This window comes from Streptomyces sp. NPDC006529 (assembly GCF_040611795.1).
In the GTDB taxonomy this organism is placed as follows: domain Bacteria; phylum Actinomycetota; class Actinomycetes; order Streptomycetales; family Streptomycetaceae; genus Streptomyces.
In genome coordinates, this window is sequence record NZ_JBEXPB010000004.1 from 81,620 (window position 1) to 97,846 (window position 16,227).

The 16,227-nt window shown below is 74.7% G+C and carries 13 protein-coding genes; 9 read left to right on the forward strand and 4 right to left on the reverse strand.

From position 1 onward, the window contains the following. Positions 1-401: 401 nt before the first annotated feature. Both ABZY31_RS05275 and ABZY31_RS05280 read right to left on the reverse strand, forming a co-directional pair. Positions 402-1,211 (reverse strand): TetR family transcriptional regulator, encoded by an 810-nt coding sequence (locus ABZY31_RS05275; protein ID WP_356405016.1) that lies wholly within the window; start codon positions 1,209-1,211, stop codon positions 402-404. 199 nt (positions 1,212-1,410) lie between these two features. Then, the gene (locus tag ABZY31_RS05280) at positions 1,411-3,228 is read right to left on the reverse strand and encodes a 3-hydroxybutyryl-CoA dehydrogenase (RefSeq protein WP_356405018.1); all 1,818 of its coding nucleotides are present in this window, start codon (positions 3,226-3,228) and stop codon (positions 1,411-1,413) included. Positions 3,229-3,581: 353 nt separating this feature from the next. Here ABZY31_RS05280 and ABZY31_RS05285 point away from each other — a divergent pair, with 353 nt between their 5' ends. Next, positions 3,582-4,136, forward strand: a complete 555-nt coding sequence (locus ABZY31_RS05285; RefSeq protein ID WP_356405020.1) for an adenylosuccinate lyase — start codon at positions 3,582-3,584, stop codon at positions 4,134-4,136. A gap of 27 nt (positions 4,137-4,163) precedes the next feature. Here ABZY31_RS05285 and ABZY31_RS05290 read toward each other — a convergent pair whose 3' ends face one another. After that, positions 4,164-5,714 carry an alpha/beta hydrolase gene (locus tag ABZY31_RS05290; protein ID WP_356405022.1) on the reverse strand — a complete coding sequence of 517 codons (1,551 nt, stop codon included), beginning with the start codon at positions 5,712-5,714 and terminating at the stop codon, positions 4,164-4,166. 227 nt (positions 5,715-5,941) lie between these two features. On the opposite strand from ABZY31_RS05290, the gene ABZY31_RS05295 reads away from it, so the two are divergent. The 7 genes from ABZY31_RS05295 (at position 5,942) to ABZY31_RS05325 (ending at position 14,435) form a co-directional block, all read left to right on the forward strand. After that, positions 5,942-6,388 (forward strand): SRPBCC family protein, encoded by a 447-nt coding sequence (locus ABZY31_RS05295; RefSeq protein WP_356405024.1) that lies wholly within the window; start codon positions 5,942-5,944, stop codon positions 6,386-6,388. 156 nt (positions 6,389-6,544) lie between these two features. Beyond that, positions 6,545-7,378 carry a M55 family metallopeptidase gene (locus tag ABZY31_RS05300; protein ID WP_356405290.1) on the forward strand — a complete coding sequence of 278 codons (834 nt, stop codon included), beginning with the start codon at positions 6,545-6,547 and terminating at the stop codon, positions 7,376-7,378. Position 7,379: 1 nt separating this feature from the next. Then, the gene (locus tag ABZY31_RS05305) at positions 7,380-8,780 is read left to right on the forward strand and encodes a M20/M25/M40 family metallo-hydrolase (RefSeq protein WP_356405026.1); all 1,401 of its coding nucleotides are present in this window, start codon (positions 7,380-7,382) and stop codon (positions 8,778-8,780) included. After that, the gene (locus ABZY31_RS05310) at positions 8,780-10,810 is read left to right on the forward strand and encodes a prolyl oligopeptidase family serine peptidase (RefSeq protein WP_356405028.1); all 2,031 of its coding nucleotides are present in this window, start codon (positions 8,780-8,782) and stop codon (positions 10,808-10,810) included. Before ABZY31_RS05305 ends, ABZY31_RS05310 begins: the two co-directional genes overlap by 1 nt. Before the next feature lie 25 nt (positions 10,811-10,835). Next, complete coding sequence (locus ABZY31_RS05315; protein WP_356405030.1) at positions 10,836-11,477, forward strand: GNAT family protein; 642 nt, start codon at positions 10,836-10,838, stop codon at positions 11,475-11,477. A gap of 4 nt (positions 11,478-11,481) precedes the next feature. Then, entirely contained in the window at positions 11,482-12,381 is a 900-nt protein-coding gene (locus ABZY31_RS05320) for an arginase family protein (protein ID WP_356405032.1), read from the forward strand. Positions 12,382-12,446: 65 nt separating this feature from the next. Beyond that, complete coding sequence (locus ABZY31_RS05325) at positions 12,447-14,435, forward strand: DUF5107 domain-containing protein (protein ID WP_356405034.1); 1,989 nt, start codon at positions 12,447-12,449, stop codon at positions 14,433-14,435. Between the two features lie 126 nt (positions 14,436-14,561). Here the strand turns inward: ABZY31_RS05325 and ABZY31_RS05330 are convergent, their stop codons facing one another. Next, positions 14,562-15,389, reverse strand: a complete 828-nt coding sequence (locus tag ABZY31_RS05330) for a class I SAM-dependent methyltransferase (protein WP_356405036.1) — start codon at positions 15,387-15,389, stop codon at positions 14,562-14,564. 225 nt (positions 15,390-15,614) lie between these two features. On the opposite strand from ABZY31_RS05330, the gene ABZY31_RS05335 reads away from it, so the two are divergent. Beyond that, entirely contained in the window at positions 15,615-16,199 is a 585-nt protein-coding gene (locus tag ABZY31_RS05335; protein WP_356405038.1) for a TIGR03086 family metal-binding protein, read from the forward strand. Positions 16,200-16,227: the final 28 nt, after the last annotated feature.

The window sequence follows — 16,227 nt, forward strand, 5'->3', positions numbered from 1 at the left end:
TTTGTCGAAGGTGGAGCAAGGGCGAGGGGGTGGAGCTGGGGGTGGAGCGGTGGCGCTGAGGGTGGAGCTGTGGTGCTGAGTGGCGCTGTTCGAGGTGTGCCGTCGGTCCGGCGGGGTGGTGCGTGGCCACGCGCGGGTGGCGCGGAGGGTGCCTGTGACGCAGGCGTCCGGGGCGCGCTCCGTGCCGTGGTGGGCGTGGATCGCGGGGACATCCGGACGAGATTCAACGTATGGCACCCCGTGTCACTCGGCAAGGCACTGCGTGCCAAAAACTTCTCTCATTTGCCGATTGACCTGCGCAGATGAGCGATGATCGATCAGAGTTACCGGCGAGTAGGGACAAGCTGGACAGAAAGAAAGGGCCGCCCCCGGAACGGGAGCGGCCCTTGTGACGGATGTCGCTATCTGTTGCGCAGCGCCTCTTCGATCGTCCGCATGACCTCGTCGAGCGGCGCGTCCGTACGGGCCACCGCGACCAGTACCTCGCCCTCGGTGCGGACCGCTGCGGGAGCCTGCGCCCCGGCCTGCGAGCGCCCCGCGCCGATCCCCGAACCGAAGGTCTTGCGCACGATCGAGAAGGCGTGGTCCAGCTGCCCCTCGACGTCGCCCTGGCCGCCGGCCCGCAGCCAGCGCCGCAGCACGTGGTTGTGGGCGGTGACCACCGCGGAGGCGGCCACCTCGGCGAGCAGCGGATCGTCGTTGCCGGCGTGGTGGTCCTGCTCGTCGAAGTGGGCCAGCAGGTAGCGGGTGAAGAGCCGCTCGTAGCGGGCCACCGAGGCGATCTCGCGCTCGCGCAGCGCCGGCACCTCACGGGTCAGCCGGTAGCGCTCCACCGACACCGCCGGGGAGGCGGCGTACATCTTCATGACTTCCTTGATCCCGCGGCACACCGTGTCGAGCGGGTGCTCGTGCGCGGGGGCCACGTCCAGCACCGCCTCGGCCCGGGTCAGGGTGTCGTCGTGGTCCGGGAAGATCGCCTCTTCCTTCGAGCGGAAGTGGCGGAAGAAGGTCCGCCGCGCGACGCCCGCGGTCGCGGCGATCTCGTCGACCGTCGTCGCCTCGTACCCCTTGGTCGCGAACAGCTCCATGGCCGCGGCGGCCAGCTCGCGGCGCATCTTCAGGCGCTGGGCGGCCGCCCGGGTACCCGCGGCGCTCTCCGGGGCGTCGGAGGCCGAGGCGGCGCGGGGCGAGGTCTTGGCGGGCTGGGACATAGACCGAAAGTACTTCATGCGCGCGGGCGAGCGTGCCTGTGGGGCCCGCGACGGGGATGGATGCGGGGGAGGGCCCGCACTGGGCTCGGTGGGTGTGTCCCGCCGTGAGGGTCCGGCAGTCCCGAGCAGCCCTCCCCACGCATCCGGCTCGGATGCCCGCCGGCCGGGCCGTGGCTCACCGGCGGGGGTGCTCACCGGCTTACCGGCGGGCGTACTCACGGAAACCGCGGCCGGTCTTGCGGCCGAGGCAGCCCGCCGCCACCAGGTGCTCCAGCAGCGGGGACGGGGCCAGGCCCGGGTCCCGGAACTCCTTGTGGAGGACCTTCTCGATCGCCAGCGAGACGTCGAGGCCGACCACGTCGAGCAGTTCGAAGGGACCCATCGGGTACCCGCCGCCCAGCTTCATCGCGGCGTCGATCTCGTCCAGGCTCGCGTAGTGCTGCTCGACCATCTTGATCGCGTTGTTCAGGTACGGGAACAGCAGCGCGTTCACGATGAACCCCGCCCGGTCCCCGCAGTCCACCGGGTGCTTGCGCACCTTCGCGCAGATCCCGCGGACGGTCGCGTGCACGTCGTCGGCGGTCAGCACGGTCCGGACCACCTCGACGAGCTTCATCGCGGGCGCCGGGTTGAAGAAGTGCATGCCGATCACGTCCTGCGGCCGCGAGGTCGCGCGGGCGATCGCGATCACCGGCAGGGAGGAAGTGGTCGTCGCGAGCACCGCTCCCGGGCGGCACACCTTGTCCAGGGCCGCGAACAGCTCCTGCTTGACGGCCAGGTCCTCCGCGACCGCCTCGACGGCCAGGTCCACCTCGGCGAAGGCCTCCAGGGACCCGGCCGGGGAGATCCGGTCCAGGGTCCGGGCGGCGGCCTCCGCCGTCAGCCGGCCCTTGTCGACCGCGCGGGTGAGGGACTTGCCGATCGCGGCCTTGGCCGCCTCCGCCTTGTCCTGGCTGCGCGCCGCCAGCACCACCGAGTAGCCCGCCTGCGCGAAGACCTGCGCGATGCCACTGGCCATCGTGCCGGAACCGGCCACGCCGACCGTGGAGACGGGACGGCTGGAGGCGATCACCGCCCCGTCCAGCGGGGTCTGCAGGTCGCGCACGATGACCGGGCTGCCCTGGGCCTCGTACGTGTAGAAACCGCGCCCGGACTTGCGGCCGGTCAGCCCGGCTTCCGCGAGGTGGCCGAGGATCGGCGCCGGAGCGTGCAGGCGGTCGCCGGAGGAGGCGTACATGGCCTCCAGGACGGTCCGGGCGGTGTCGACCCCGATCAGGTCGAGCAGCGCCAGCGGGCCCATCGGCAGGCCGCAGCCCAGCTTCATGGCCGCGTCGATGTCCTCGCGGGAGGCGTACTTCGCCTCGTACATGGCGGCGGCCTGGTTCAGGTAGCCGAAGAGCAGTCCGTCCGCGACGAAACCGGGCCGGTCGCCGGCCGACACGGGCTCCTTGCCCAGCTCGCGGGCCAGCGCCGTGACCGCCTCGACGGCCGCCGGTGCGGTGAGCACGCAGGAGACGATCTCGACGAGCTTCATCGCCGGGGCCGGGTTGAAGAAGTGCAGGCCCAGCACCCGCTCGGGGCGCAGCGACTCGGCGGCGAGCCGGGTCACCGACAGCGCGTTCGTGCCGGTGGCGAGGATGGCGTCGGGGCGCACGACCCGGTCCAGCGCGGCGAAGACCTGCTGCTTCAGCTCGTAGGACTCCGGGACGACCTCGATGACGAGATCGGCGTCCGCGGCCGCGGACAGCTCGCCGAAGGTGCGGAAGCGGGACAGGACGGCGTCGCGCTCCTGCTCGGTGAGCTGCTCGCGGGTCACCGAGCGGGCGGTGGCGGCGGCCAGCGCGGCGGTGGCCCGCCGGGCGGCGCTCTCGTCGATGTCGATGCCGATGACCTCACGGCCGGCCCGGGCGAGGACCTCGGCGATGCCGGTGCCCATGGTGCCGAGGCCGACGACGGCGATCGTCTGCGGGGAGGAGCCGCAGGAGGGCGGGGTGGGCTGACTGGACTGACGGTCCATCGCGGGACTCCAGTGAGAGTGACGACTGAGGGGAGGGCGCGCGTCGAAGGCGCGCCGGATGCCGTGCGGGGCGTGCGGCCGGTACGGGCCGGGGGCCCGGGCGGGCGGATGCCGTGCAGGGCGGTGCCGTGCGGGGCGGAGAGCGGCGGACCCTGTCCCGGGGCCGCGCCGTACGAAACATCGGTACCCGAGTGATCGGGACACCGGACCGACGGACACGGGGGCGGCTGCGTCACCAGGCCGCCCTCGTTCGTGTTGAGAAGGACAGTAACCCGTCGGTAACCGGTTGGCCAGAGCACGGGAGATGTGACGTACGCCTCTCACCCCCGCTCCCGCCGCCCTAGGGTGGGCGGGTGAACGTGCTGGAGCGGCTACGGGCAGAGGCGGATCAAGCGCCGGAGTACGAGGCGCTGTTGACGGCGCGGCCGGACGCGCTCGCGGCTTCGCTGACGGCGGCGGGCCGCCCGCTGTGGGCCCGCGAACTGGCGGCGTACCGGCTCGGGCTGGCCGGTGACCGGCGCGCCTTCGAGTCCCTGGTGCTGCTGCTCAACCACCGGGACCCGCCCCGCTGCGAGGCCGCCGCGCAGGCCCTCGCCGTACTGAACGACCCCCGGACCGCCCGGGCGGCGGCGGCGCTGGCCACCAACGAGCTGCGCACGGCCTACGCCCTGCACCCCGTCCGGCTCCTGGTCGCCCTGCGCGCCCCGGAATCGGTCCCCACCCTGATCGCCACCCTGGGCCGGCTGCTGGGTCCGCACGATCCGTACGGGCGGGTGGCGCTCGCCTGCGTGGAGGGGCTGGGCGCGCTCGGCGACCCGCGGGCCCGGGAGGTGCTGACCCGGGCCCAGTCGCTCCCGCGGCTCGCGGTGGCGGCGACGAAGGCGCTGCGGGAGCTGGACGCTCACTAGGACTGCGGCCCCGGCGCCCGGCGGGGTTCAGCCGCGGAAGCCCAGCATCCCGTGCAGGGCCGCGCCGCCCGCCGTCGGCGGCACCGCGCGGGTGGCCGCGGCCGGCGCGGGGTCGGGGCGGGCGGCGCAGGTCGCGTCGGCCGCCGCGCCCGTGGCCAGGTACGCCGCCAGCTTCTCGTCCAGGCACGTGTTGCCGCTGAGCGCGACGCCGTGGTTGCCGCCGCCCTCCTCGACGACCAGCGCCGAGTTCTTGAGCTTCTCGTGCATGCTCCTCCCGCCCTCGAACGGGGTCGCCGCGTCCAGGGTGGCCTGGAAGAGCAGCGCGGGCGGCAGCGCCGCGTTCGTGACGTCCGGCGCGTCGAGCGGCTCAGTGGGCCAGAACGCGCACGGCGCGTTGTACCAGGCGTTGTTCCAGGTCATGAAGGGCGCCTCGGCGTGCGTGCGCCACATGTCGGCGCGCCAGCGGTTCCAGTCCTTCGGCCAGGCCGAGTCCCGGCACTGCACCGCCGTGTAGACGCTGTAGCTGTTGCCCGCCGAGGGCTCCACCGCCCCGAACCGCTCGTAGGCGGCCACCAGCGGCTTGGTCTCGCCGCGCGCCGCGTAGGCGGCGAAGGCCTCCGCCAGGCCGGGCCAGTAGCCGTTGTAGTAGCCGCCCGGCATGAAGGTGTCCTCCAGCTCGGCCGCGCCCACCTTGCCGCCCGCCGGGGCGGTGCGCAGGTCCGCGCGCATGGCGTACCAGCGGGCTTCGACCGCCGCCGGGTCGGTGCCCAGGTGGTAGGTGGCGTCGTGGCGGGCCACCCAGGCCAGGAACGCCTTGTGGCGCGCGTCGAAGGCGCGGTCCTGGGCGAGGTTGTCGCCGTACCAGACGCCGCCCGGGTCGACGACGGAGTCGAGCACCAGCCGGTGCACGCGCTCGGGGTGCAGCTTCGCGTAGACGGCGCCCAGGTAGGTGCCGTAGGAGTAGCCGAAGTAGCTGATCCGCGGCGCCCCGAGGGCCGTGCGCAGCACCTCGATGTCGCGGGCGGCGGAGACGGTGCCGATGTACGGCAGCACGTCCGCGTGCCGGGCCTGGCAGGACGCGGCGAAGGACTTCACCCGGTCCAGGTTCGCCCGCTCCACCTCCGGGTCCAGCGGCACCGAGTCCGGGCGTACGGGCTTGAAGTGGTCCACGCCGCAGTCCAGGGCGGGCTCGCTCTTGCCGACGCCGCGCGGGTCGAAGCCGATGACGTCGTACTGCGCGGCCACCGCCTTGGGGAGCGCGGAGGCGACGTACCCGGCCAGGGCGCGGCCGCTGCCGCCGGGGCCGCCGGGGTTGACGAGCAGCGGGCCCTGGGAGGTCCTGGCGGTGTGCGGGACCCGGGTCAGGGCCAGCGAGATCTGCCGCCCGCCGGGACGCGCGTGGTCCAGCGGGACGGAGAGGGAGGCGCACTGCAGGGTGGGGTAGCGGGCCGTCTTGCAGTCGGTCCAGCGCAGCGCGGGACCGGCGGGGGCGGCGGCCGTGACCGGGGTGGCCAGGGCGGTGGCGACCGTGGCGACGGACAGCAGCACCGCGGCGCGCTTCTTCAAGGGGCGGATCATGGGGCCTCCCAGCCGAGGGTTCTGGCGGGAATCGTCCCGGAAGCGGTGCGCGGAAGCCGGGATTGTGCGGCGCGTTGGCCCGATCTGATGACGCCTCGGCGCCGGCGCCGGCCGCAGATGGAGTACCGGGGGCGGACCGCGGGCGGTCCCGGGACGGATTTGGGCGGCCGACCCGGAGGTGATTGGCTTGCGCGGGACGACGGAACACAACTGCTGGAGGAACAGCTATGGCGCAGGTCGAGGCCACCACGGAGCGGATCATCGCGGCTGACGCGGAGACCGTGTTCGACGCGCTGGCGGACTACAGCGGTACCCGGGGCAAGCTGCTCCCCGAGCACTTCAGCGAGTACGAGGTGCGCGAGGGCGGCGACGGCGAGGGCACCCTGGTCCACTGGAAGCTCCAGGCCACCAGCAAGCGCGTGCGCGACTGCCTGCTGGAGGTCACCGAACCCACCGACGGGCAGCTCGTGGAGAAGGACCGCAACTCCTCCATGGTGACCACCTGGACCGTGACCCCGGCCGGTGAGGGCCGGTCCAAGGCCGTGGTCTCCACCGTGTGGAACGGTGCGGGCGGCATCGGCGGCTTCTTCGAGCGCACCTTCGCACCCAAGGGCCTGGGCCGCATCTACGACGCCGTGCTGGCGAACCTGGCCACCGAGGTCGAAAAGGCCTGACCTCTCCCGACGCGGACCGGTGGGCGCGCCCTCGGCGGCTCACCGGTTCGAGTGGACGTCCCGCCCCGGCGCCCCGGCGCGCCGCGGGCCCGGCGCGGGCGGGGGCCGCGGATAGGCTGGGGCACCTGTGCCGTGACCGACCGCCCGGGGGCCCCGATGAAGATCCTCGTCTCCGCGGACATGGAGGGCGCCACCGGCGTCACCTGGCCCGCCGACGTGCTGCCCGGCACCCCCCAGTGGGAACGCTGCCGGGCGCTGTTCACCTCCGACGTGAACGCGGCGGCCCTCGGCTTCTTCGACGGCGGCGCCGACGAGGTGCTCGTCAACGAAGCCCACTGGACCATGCGCAACCTGCTGCTGGAACGGCTCGACGAGCGCGTGCAGATGCTCACCGGCCGGCACAAGGCCCTCTCCATGGTGGAGGGCGTCCAGCACGGGGACGTCGACGGGATCGCCTTCGTCGGCTACCACACGGGCGCGGGCGAGCAGGGCGTCCTCGCCCACACCTACCTCGCCAACTCCATCACCGGGGTCTGGGTGAACGGCGTCCGCGCGAGCGAGGGGCGGCTCAACTCCCTCGTCGTCGCCGAGTACGGCGTCCCCGTGGTCCTGGTCACCGGCGACGACCTGACGTGTGCGGACGCCGCCGGTTACGCGCCGCTCGCCCGGACCGTGGCCGTGAAGGACCACGTCTCGCGCTACGCCGCGGTGTGCCGCACCCCCGCCCGGACCGCCGCCGACATCCGCGCCGCCGCGAAGGCGGCCACCGCGCTCGCCGTGCGCCACGCACCGGCGGCCGACGGCCCCTTCACGGTCGAGGTGGAGTTCGACGCCGAGCACCTGGCGATGGCGGCGACCGTCGTGCCGGGGGTCGAGCGGAGCGGGGAGCGCAGGGTCGCCTACACCAGCGGGGCGATGTTCGAGGGGATCCGGACCTTCAAGGCGGTCACGACGATCGTCTCCGCGGCGGTGGAGGAGCAGTATGGGTGACATGGAACAGGTTCTTGACGCGACGGAAGCGACGGACGCCACGGGCGCCACGGCCGCGGCGGATGCGACGCGGGGGCCGGGCGCGGCCGTCGACCGACGGGCGCTCGACGAGGTCGTCGAGTTCACCTCCGGTCTCATCCGCATCGACACCACCAACCGGGGCGGCGGCGACTGCCGGGAACGCCCCGCCGCCGAGTACGCCGCCGAGCGCCTCGCGGACGCCGGGCTGGAGCCCGTCCTGCTGGAGCGGACCCCGGGCCGCACCAACGTGGTCGCCAGGATCGCGGGCACCGACCCGGGAGCCGACGCGCTCCTCGTCCACGGCCACCTGGACGTGGTGCCCGCCGAGGCCGCCGACTGGAGCGTGGACCCCTTCTCGGGCGAGGTCCGCGACGGGGTGGTCTGGGGCCGCGGGGCCGTCGACATGAAGAACATGGACGCGATGGTCCTCGCCGTCGTACGGGCCTGGGCCCGGGCGGGCGTCAGGCCGCGGCGCGACATCGTGATCGCCTTCACCGCCGACGAGGAGGACAGCGCCGTCGACGGCTCCGACTTCCTCGCCCGGCAGCACGCGGACCTCTTCGAGGGCTGTACGGAAGGACTCAGTGAATCCGGGGCCTTCACCGTCCACACCGGACCCGGCAGCGCCGTCTATCCCGTCGCGGCCGGCGAACGCGGCACCGCCTGGCTCACCTTGACCGCGCACGGAATCGCCGGACACGGCTCGAAGCCGAACAAGGCCAATGCGGTGACCCGGCTCGCCGCCGCCGTCGCCCGGATCGGCGAGCACGAATGGCCGGTGCGGATCACCGACACCGTCGCCGCGTGCCTGACCGAACTCGCCGCGCTCCAGGGCCTGTCGGTGGATCCCAGAGCCCCCGGCTTCGACCTCGACGCGGTGCTGGATCGGCTCGGACCCGCCGCGATGCTCGTCGAGGGGACCGTCCGCAACAGCGCCAACCCCACGATGCTGGGCGCGGGTTACAAGCTGAACGTCATCCCGGGGCGCGCCACGGCCCACATCGACGGCCGGATGGTGCCCGGCGGCGAGGCGGAGTTCCGCGCCACCCTGGACGCGCTGACCGGCCCGCACGTCGACTGGGAGTTCCACCACCGCGAGGTGGCCCTCGAAGCACCGGTCCACGGACGGACCTTCGAGATCCTGCGGGAGGCCGTCGAGCACTTCGACCCCGAAGGCCGCGTGGTGCCCTTCTGCATGGCCGGCGGCACCGATGCCAAGCAGTTCTCCCGCCTCGGCATCACCGGTTACGGCTACTCCCCGCTCAAGCTGCCGCCCGGCTTCGACTACTGGTCGCTCTTCCACGGCGTGGACGAGCGGGTGCCCGTCGACGCCCTGCACTTCGGGGTCAAGGTCCTCGACCGCGCGCTGCGGACCCTGTGATGGCCTCCGCCGCACCCGCGGGCGCCGGGGTCCCCGCCGTGCCGACCGCTCCCTACGGCAGCTGGCCCTCGCCCATCGACGCGGCGCTCGCCGCCGCCCACGACGGGCGGCCCGAGTACGTGGGCACGGTCGGCGCCGAGGTGTGGTGGACCGAGCCCCGCCCGGACGAGGGCGGCCGCCGCACCCTGGTCCGGCGCCCCGCCGACGCGGGCCCCGCCGCCTCGGTGCTGCCCGCGCCGTGGAACGTGCGCAGCCGGTTCACCGAATACGGCGGCCGCCCCTGGGCGGGCGCCGAACGGCCGGACGCAATCGGGCCGTTGCTGGTCTTCGTCCACTTCGCCGACCAGCGGCTGTACGCGTACGAGCCGGACGCGCCCGGCGCCGCTCCCCGCCCGCTGACCCCCCTCGGCCCCACCGGCGGCGGGCTGCGCTGGGTGGACCCGGTGCTGCGCGACGACGCCGTGTGGTGCGTGATGGAGGAGTTCACCGGCCCCGCGCCGAGCGACGTGCGCCGCGTCCTGGCCGCCGTACCGCTGGACGGATCCGCCGCGCAGGACCGCTCCGCCGTGCGCGAACTCACCGATGACCGGCACCGGTTCGCCACCGGCCCGCGCCTGTCCCCGGACGGGCGGCGGGCCGCGTGGCTGGTCTGGGACCATCCGCGGATGCCCTGGGACGGGACCGAGCTGCTGCTGGCCGAGGTCACCGCCGACGGCGGCCTCGCCGGGATCCGCACCGTGCTCGGCGGACCCGCCGAAGCGGTCGCGCAGACCGCGTGGGCGGCCGACGGGAGCCTGCTGGCGGTCAGCGACCGGAGCGGCTGGTGGAACCCCTACCGGGTCGACCCCGGCGGCGGCCCGCCCGTCAACCTGTGCCCTAGGGAAGAGGAGTTCGGCGGCCCGCTCTGGAAGCCGGGCCTCGAATGGATGGCGCCCCTGGCCGAAGGGCCCGTGGCCGTCCTGCACGGCCAGGGATCCTCGGTGCTGGCCGTCCTGGACCCGGAGAGCGGCGACCTGGTGGACGCGGCCGGTCCCTGGACCGCCTGGCAGCCCACCCTCGCCGCGCACGGAACCCGCGTCTACGGCGTCGCGGCCAGCCCGCGCAGCGCCTACGAGGTGGTCGAGCTGGACACGGCGAGCGGCCACGCCCTGCCCGTCGCCACCGACGGCGGCGGCCGCCGCCGCGGCCCCGTGGACCCGGCCTACTACCCCGAACCGCTGAGCAGGACCTTCCTGGGCCCCGACGACCAGGAGATCCACGCGCACGTCTACCCGCCCCACCACCCCACCCTGCGGGCACCCGCCGACGAACTGCCGCCCTACGTGGTGTGGGCGCACGGCGGCCCGACCGACCACGTGCCGCCCGTACTGGACCTGCACATCGCCTACTTCACCTCCCGCGGCATCGGCGTGGCCGAGGTCAACTACGGCGGTTCCTCCGGCTACGGGCGGGCCTACCGCGAACGGCTGCGCGAGCAGTGGGGCGTGGTGGACGTGGAGGACTGCGCGGCGGTGGCCCGCGCGCTGGCCGCCGAGGGCACCGCCGACCCGGCCCGCCTCGCCATCCGGGGCGGCAGCGCGGGCGGCTGGACCGCGGCGGCCTCGCTGGCCGCGACCGACCTGTACGCCTGCGGGACGGTCATCTACCCGGTGCTCGACCTCACCGGATTCGCCGCCGAGACCCACGACCTGGAATCCCGCTACATCGACGGGCTCGCCGGGCCTCCCGACGCCCTGGCCGTCCGCTGCCGGGACCGCTCGCCGCTGGCCCGCGCCGACCGGATCACCGCGCCCTTCGTCCTGCTCCAGGGACTGGACGACGCGGTGTGCCCGCCCGCCCAGGCCGAGCGCTTCCTCGCGGCCCTGCGCGGCCGTTCCGTGCCCCACGCCTACCTCGCCTTCGAGGGCGAGGGCCACGGCTTCCGCCGGGCGGACACCATGGTGCGCGCGCTGGAGGCCGAACTCTCCCTGTACGCCCAGACCTTCGGCTTCGCGCGCCCCGACGTCCCGCGCCTGGAGCTGCGCGACTGAGGCGGCCGCCGGTTAATCTGACCGGATGTCGCAGCTCCCTTCCCCCCGCTACCTCGCCGAAGGACCCCGCGTGGGGCTGCGGCGCATCCGCCCCGCCGACGGCCCCGAGTTCATCCGGCGCGCGCGGGAGAGCGAGGCGCTGCACCGGCCGTGGCTCTTCCCGCCGCGGACGCCCGAGGAGTACGAGGCCTACGCGGCCCGGCTCGACGGCGCCGGGGGTCCGGACGGCGCCGAGGCCGTACGCGCCGGATTCCTGGTGTGTGAACGCGACGGCGGGGCGATCGCCGGATTCGTCAACGTGAACAACATCGTGCGCGGAGCGTTCCGGTGCGGGGCCCTCGGCTACGGCGCCTTCGCGCACGCGGCGGGACGGGGGCTGATGACCGAGGGGCTGGGGCTGCTGCTCCGGTACGCCCTGACGGACCCGGCACCGGGCGGCTCCGCCCCCCGCGGAGCCGAGGCCGCCCCGGGTCTGGGGCTGCACCGGCTGGAGGCGAACGTCCAGCCCGGCAACACCGCCTCGACCGCGCTCGTGCGCCGCCTCGGCTTTCGCCGGGAGGGCTTCTCGCCCGACTTCCTGTTCATCGACGGCGCCTGGCGCGACCACGAACGCTGGGCGATCACCGGGGAGATGCTCGACCGGGCGGTGCCGCATCACGCAGGATGAGGGGATGCGAACGATCGTGCTCCTTGACGCCCCGTCCAATCTCGGTCTGCGCCCGCCCGCTCCCGGAACCGTGCCCGGGGTCTACAAACTCGCCGGGGCACTGCGCGAACAGGGCCTGCTGGCCCGGCTCGGCGCACGCGAGGGCGGTGTCGTCGTACCACCGCGCTACGACCGCGGTGACTGGCGGGAGGGGGACGGCGTCTTCCACGCCGCCGCCCTCGCCGCCTACACCGTCACCCTCGCCGACCGGATCGAGAAGCACCTGAGGGACGGGGAGTTCCCCGTCGTCCTCGGCGGTGACTGCTCGATCCAGCTCGGCGCCTCCCTCGCCATGCGCCGGCTCGGCCGGTACGGCCTGGCTGCCATCGACGGCTCCGCCGACTTCCGCCACCCGGGCAACACGGCGGTGAACGGGCCCGTCGGGGCGGCGGGAGGCGAGGAACTGGCCCTGGCCACCGGCCGCGGCCAGGCCGACCTGTCCGACATCGAGGGCCGCTCGCCCTACCTGCGGGACGAGGACGTGCGGCTCTTCGGGCTGCGGGACGGCGACGCGGACCTCCCCGAACTGGCCGCCGCCGGGATCATGGCCGTCACCGTCGGACAGCTCCGCGAGGCCGGCGCCGGGCCGGTGGCGCGGGTCGCGCTGGAGGGTCTGCGGCCGCCGGTCACCGAAGGCTTCTGGGTGCACCTGGACGCCGACGCGCTGGACCCCCGGATGATGCCCGCCGTGGACAGCCCCGAGCCGGGCGGACTGCTCCCCGACGAACTGGGCGAACTGCTCGCCGTCCTCGTGAAGTCCCCGCGCTGCGTCGGGCTCAACATCACGGTCTACGACCCGGACCTGGACCCGGACGCCAGTGCGGGCGCGCTCCTCGCCGACCTGGTGGCCGGGGCCTTTGCGTAATCCTGACCGGGCGTGATCCGCCGAACGGCTGTGCTCCGGCCGCCGTGGCGTGTTCCATTTCCCTCATGGCCACGATCGTCCGACGTTCCGTAGTGACGCTGCCCGCAGCCCCGTTGGGGCCCGAGAACCCGCTGCCCACCCTGGGTGCGCCCGCCGAGATCCACACGCTCGACGAGCGCTCCCGGGACGGGCTGCCCCGCGAGATGGCCCGGCAGATCGGCTACGAACCGCTGAGATCGCTGCTGCCCGTCCGGGTGCTCGACGGCTACCGGCGGGAGCGCACCGAGCGCGAGTTCGAGAGCATCGTGCTGGAGAACGCGCACCTGCGGGTGACCGTCCTGCCCGGGCTCGGCGGGCGCGTGCACTCGATCGTCCACCTCCCGACCGGACGCGAACTGCTCTACCGCAACCCGGTGTTCCAGCCCGCCGCCTTCGCCCTCAACGGGGCCTGGTTCTCCGGCGGCATAGAGTGGAACATCGGCGCGACCGGACACACCACCCTGTCCTGCGCCCCGTTGCACGCCGCGCTCGTCCCCGCGCCCGACGGCACCACCATGCTCCGGATGTGGGAATGGGAGCGGCTGCGCGACCTGCCGTTCCAGGTGGACCTGTGGCTGCCCGAGGACTCGGAGTTCCTGTACGTCGGCGTGCGGGTGCGCAATCCGCACGAGCGGGCCGCCCCCGTGTACTGGTGGTCCAACATCGCCGTCCCGGAGGACGCGGGCACCCGCGTGCTCGCCCCCGCCGACGAGGCCTGGCACTTCGGGTACGAGCGCGCACTGCGCCGGATCCCGGTGCCGCGCTGGGAGGGCGCGGACCGCACGTACCCGCTGCGCGGCGAGTACCCCGCCGACTACTTCTACGAGGTGGCGCGGGGCGAGCGGCCCTGGATCGCCTCGCTCGACGCCGCCGGGTACGGGCTGGCGCAGACCTCCACCGCACGGCTGCGCGGCCGCAAGCTCTTCGTGTGGGGCGCGGGCCGCGGCGGGCGGCGCTGGCAGGAGTGGCTGACCGAGCCCGGCACGCCGGGGTACGCGGAGATCCAGGCCGGGCTCGCGCGGACGCAGCTGGAGCACGTACGGCTGGAGGCGGGGGCGGAGTTCAGCTGGCTGGAGGCGTACGGGCCCCTGGCCGCGGAGGCCGCGGCGGTGCACGGCGACGACTGGGCGGCGGCCCGCGGCGAGGCCGGGCGGGCGCTGGAGGCGGCGCTGCCGCGGGAGCGGGTTGACGCGGCGTACGCGGCGTGGCGGCCGTACGCCGACCACGAGCCGGGGGAGCGGCTGGCCACCGGGTCGGGCTGGGGCGCGCTGGAGGTGCTGTGCGCCGGGCACGAACTGCCGGGCACGCCCTTCGCCGAGACCGATCTCGGGGAGGACCAGGCGCCCTGGCTGGAGCTGTGGCGCACCGGGGTCTTCCCCAGCCCGCGCCGGGTCGCCCCGCCCGGGCCGAGCCTGGTCGCCGCGCACTGGCGGGACATGCTGGAGACCGCTCCGGCGGACCCGCTGACCGAGTACCACCTCGGGGTCGCCCAGTGGCACGCGGGCGACGTGGCCCAGGCGGTGCGCAGCTGGGAACGCGGCCTGGCGCTGGCCCCCTCGCGCTGGCCGTTGCTGCGCTGCATGGCGGTCGCGGACCGGCTGGCGGGCGACCGGGAGCGGGCGGCCGACCGGTACGCGGAGGCCTTCGCCGACCTGGCCGGGGAGAGCAGGGGCGGCGCCGCCTGGACCGCCGCCGAGTCCGCGCTGGGCCGGGAGGCGATGGCCGCGCTCCTGGCGGCGGGCCGCCCGGCCGGTGCCCGCGCGGTGTGGGAGCGGCTGCGCCCCGGCCTGCGCGAACAGGGCCGGTTCCTGCTGCTGGCCGCCCGCATGCTGGCGGCCGAGGGTCACGTGGGCGCGGCGCTGCGGGTGTTCGAGGAGGGCTTCGAGGTGGCGGACCTCCGCGAGGGGGACGAGGTGCTGGGAGAGGTGTGGTCGTCCCTCACGGGCCGCCCGCTGCCCGCGCGCTACGACTTCCGGATGCGGCCGGCCGCCCCGGGGGCGACGGACCCGGGGTGACGGACCCGGCCGCGGGTTGGCCCGGGGGAGGGGCGGCCGACCGCCCCGGGGTCACCCCCGCCGGGCTCCACCGGCCCACCCCGGCCGGGCGCGACCGCCCTGGGTGCCCCGGCCGCCCCGATCCGCTCACACCCTGCACAGCACCTCGCCGTTCAGCACCGAGAACCAGGCGTCCGGCTCCCGGCCCCAGGCGCGCCAGGCGTCGGCGATGCCGGCCAGTGCCCCGGCCGTGGCGTGGCCGCCCCCGGTGGTCACGCCGGCGTACGAGGACGCCGTCGTCCGGTCCGCCCACAGCCCGCTCCACCAGGCCACCTCCTCGGGGGTCGCGTAACACCACGCCGTGGCAGTCGCCGTGACGTCCGTGAACCCGGCGGCCTTCGCCCAGGACAGCAGGCGCCGCCCCGCGTCCGGCTCGCCGCCGTTGGCGCGGGCCACCCGCCGGTACAGGTCCTGCCAGTCGTCCAGCCCGGGCACCCCGGGGAACCAGGTCATCGCCGCGTAGTCCGCGTCGCGCGCGGCGACGATCCCGCCCGGGCGGCACACGCGGCGCATCTCGCGCAGGGCCCGGACCGGGTCGCCCACGTGCTGGAGCACCTGGTGGGCGTGGACGACGTCGAAGGAGTCGTCCGGGAAGTCCAGCGCGTGCACGTCGGCGGTGGCGAAGACGATGTCGCGCAGACCGCGCTCCTGCGCGTACGCCCGCGCCTGGGCGACGACGTCCTCGGCGGCGTCCACGGCCGTGACCCGGCCCGGGGCGACCAGCTCGGCCAGGTCGGCGGTGATCGTGCCCGGCCCGCAGCCCACGTCCAGCACGCTCATGCCGGGGCGCAGCGCGCCGGTCAGGTAGGCGGCCGAGTTCGTCGCCGTGCGCCAGCGGTGCGAGCGCAGCACCGACTCGTGGTGCCCGTGGGTGTAGACGGCGGTCTCGCGGGTGGTCTCGGGCGCGCTCTCCATGGCGGTGACTCCTCGTCGTCGAAGCGGTCTCGCAGCGGCCTCGAAGCGGTCTCGAAGCGGTGCCACCACGGTAGAGGATCATGTCGCGATATGAGATAGCTGTATTGCCATGTGGACAGGAGGCTTACGGGGAAAGCCTGGTGGGCGGTCCGGTAGCCGGGGAATCGCAGCCGGAGGACAGTGGGCCCCAGGAGGCGGAGCCCGAGCGAGAGGACGGTGGGACCCGTGGGAGAACGCCGGCCGGACACCCTGCTCGACCAGCACGCGAAGGCGCTGGAACTCTTCGGCGCGTACGTGCGCAGGATCGCCGACGACCAGTGGGGCGCGCCCACCCCCTGTACCGGATGGACCGTGCGCGATCTGGTCAACCACGTCACCGGTGAGCAGCTCTGGGTCCCGCCGCTGGTGACCGGCGGGCGGACGGTCGAGGAGGTCGGCGACGCCTACTCCGGTGACGTGCTCGGCGCGGACCCGGACACCGCCTGGGGACTGGCCGCGGCCGCCGCGCACGCCGCCTTCACCGCTCCCGGGGCGATGGAGCGGACCGTGCGGCTGTCCTACGGGCCGACCGGCGCGGCGGCGTACTGCGCCGAATTGACCGCGGACTGCGTCGTGCACGCCTGGGACCTGGCGCGGGGCATCGGGGCCGACGACCGGCTCCCGGACGGCCTCGTCGAGTTCTCGATCAAGGAGGTCATGCCGTACGCCGATGGGCTCGCCGCGAGCGGGGCGTTCGCCCCTCCGCTGGACGTGCCGGCGGGCGCGGACGCCCAGACGCGGCTGCTGGCCCTGGTCGGACGCGCGGGCTGAAGGCGGGCAGGGGGCGGGCAGGCGGCGC

Coding starts and splice junctions, on each gene's coding strand:
- ABZY31_RS05275 (WP_356405016.1), bottom strand. CDS start 1,211: ATGTCCCAGCCCGCCAAGACCTCGCCCCGCGCCGCCTCGGCCTCCGAC.
- ABZY31_RS05280 (WP_356405018.1), bottom strand. CDS start 3,228: ATGGACCGTCAGTCCAGTCAGCCCACCCCGCCCTCCTGCGGCTCCTCC.
- ABZY31_RS05290 (WP_356405022.1), bottom strand. CDS start 5,714: ATGATCCGCCCCTTGAAGAAGCGCGCCGCGGTGCTGCTGTCCGTCGCC.
- ABZY31_RS05295 (WP_356405024.1), top strand. CDS start 5,942: ATGGCGCAGGTCGAGGCCACCACGGAGCGGATCATCGCGGCTGACGCG.
- ABZY31_RS05300 (WP_356405290.1), top strand. CDS start 6,545: ATGAAGATCCTCGTCTCCGCGGACATGGAGGGCGCCACCGGCGTCACC.
- ABZY31_RS05305 (WP_356405026.1), top strand. CDS start 7,380: ATGGAACAGGTTCTTGACGCGACGGAAGCGACGGACGCCACGGGCGCC.
- ABZY31_RS05310 (WP_356405028.1), top strand. CDS start 8,780: ATGGCCTCCGCCGCACCCGCGGGCGCCGGGGTCCCCGCCGTGCCGACC.
- ABZY31_RS05315 (WP_356405030.1), top strand. CDS start 10,836: ATGTCGCAGCTCCCTTCCCCCCGCTACCTCGCCGAAGGACCCCGCGTG.
- ABZY31_RS05320 (WP_356405032.1), top strand. CDS start 11,482: ATGCGAACGATCGTGCTCCTTGACGCCCCGTCCAATCTCGGTCTGCGC.
- ABZY31_RS05325 (WP_356405034.1), top strand. CDS start 12,447: ATGGCCACGATCGTCCGACGTTCCGTAGTGACGCTGCCCGCAGCCCCG.
- ABZY31_RS05330 (WP_356405036.1), bottom strand. CDS start 15,389: ATGGAGAGCGCGCCCGAGACCACCCGCGAGACCGCCGTCTACACCCAC.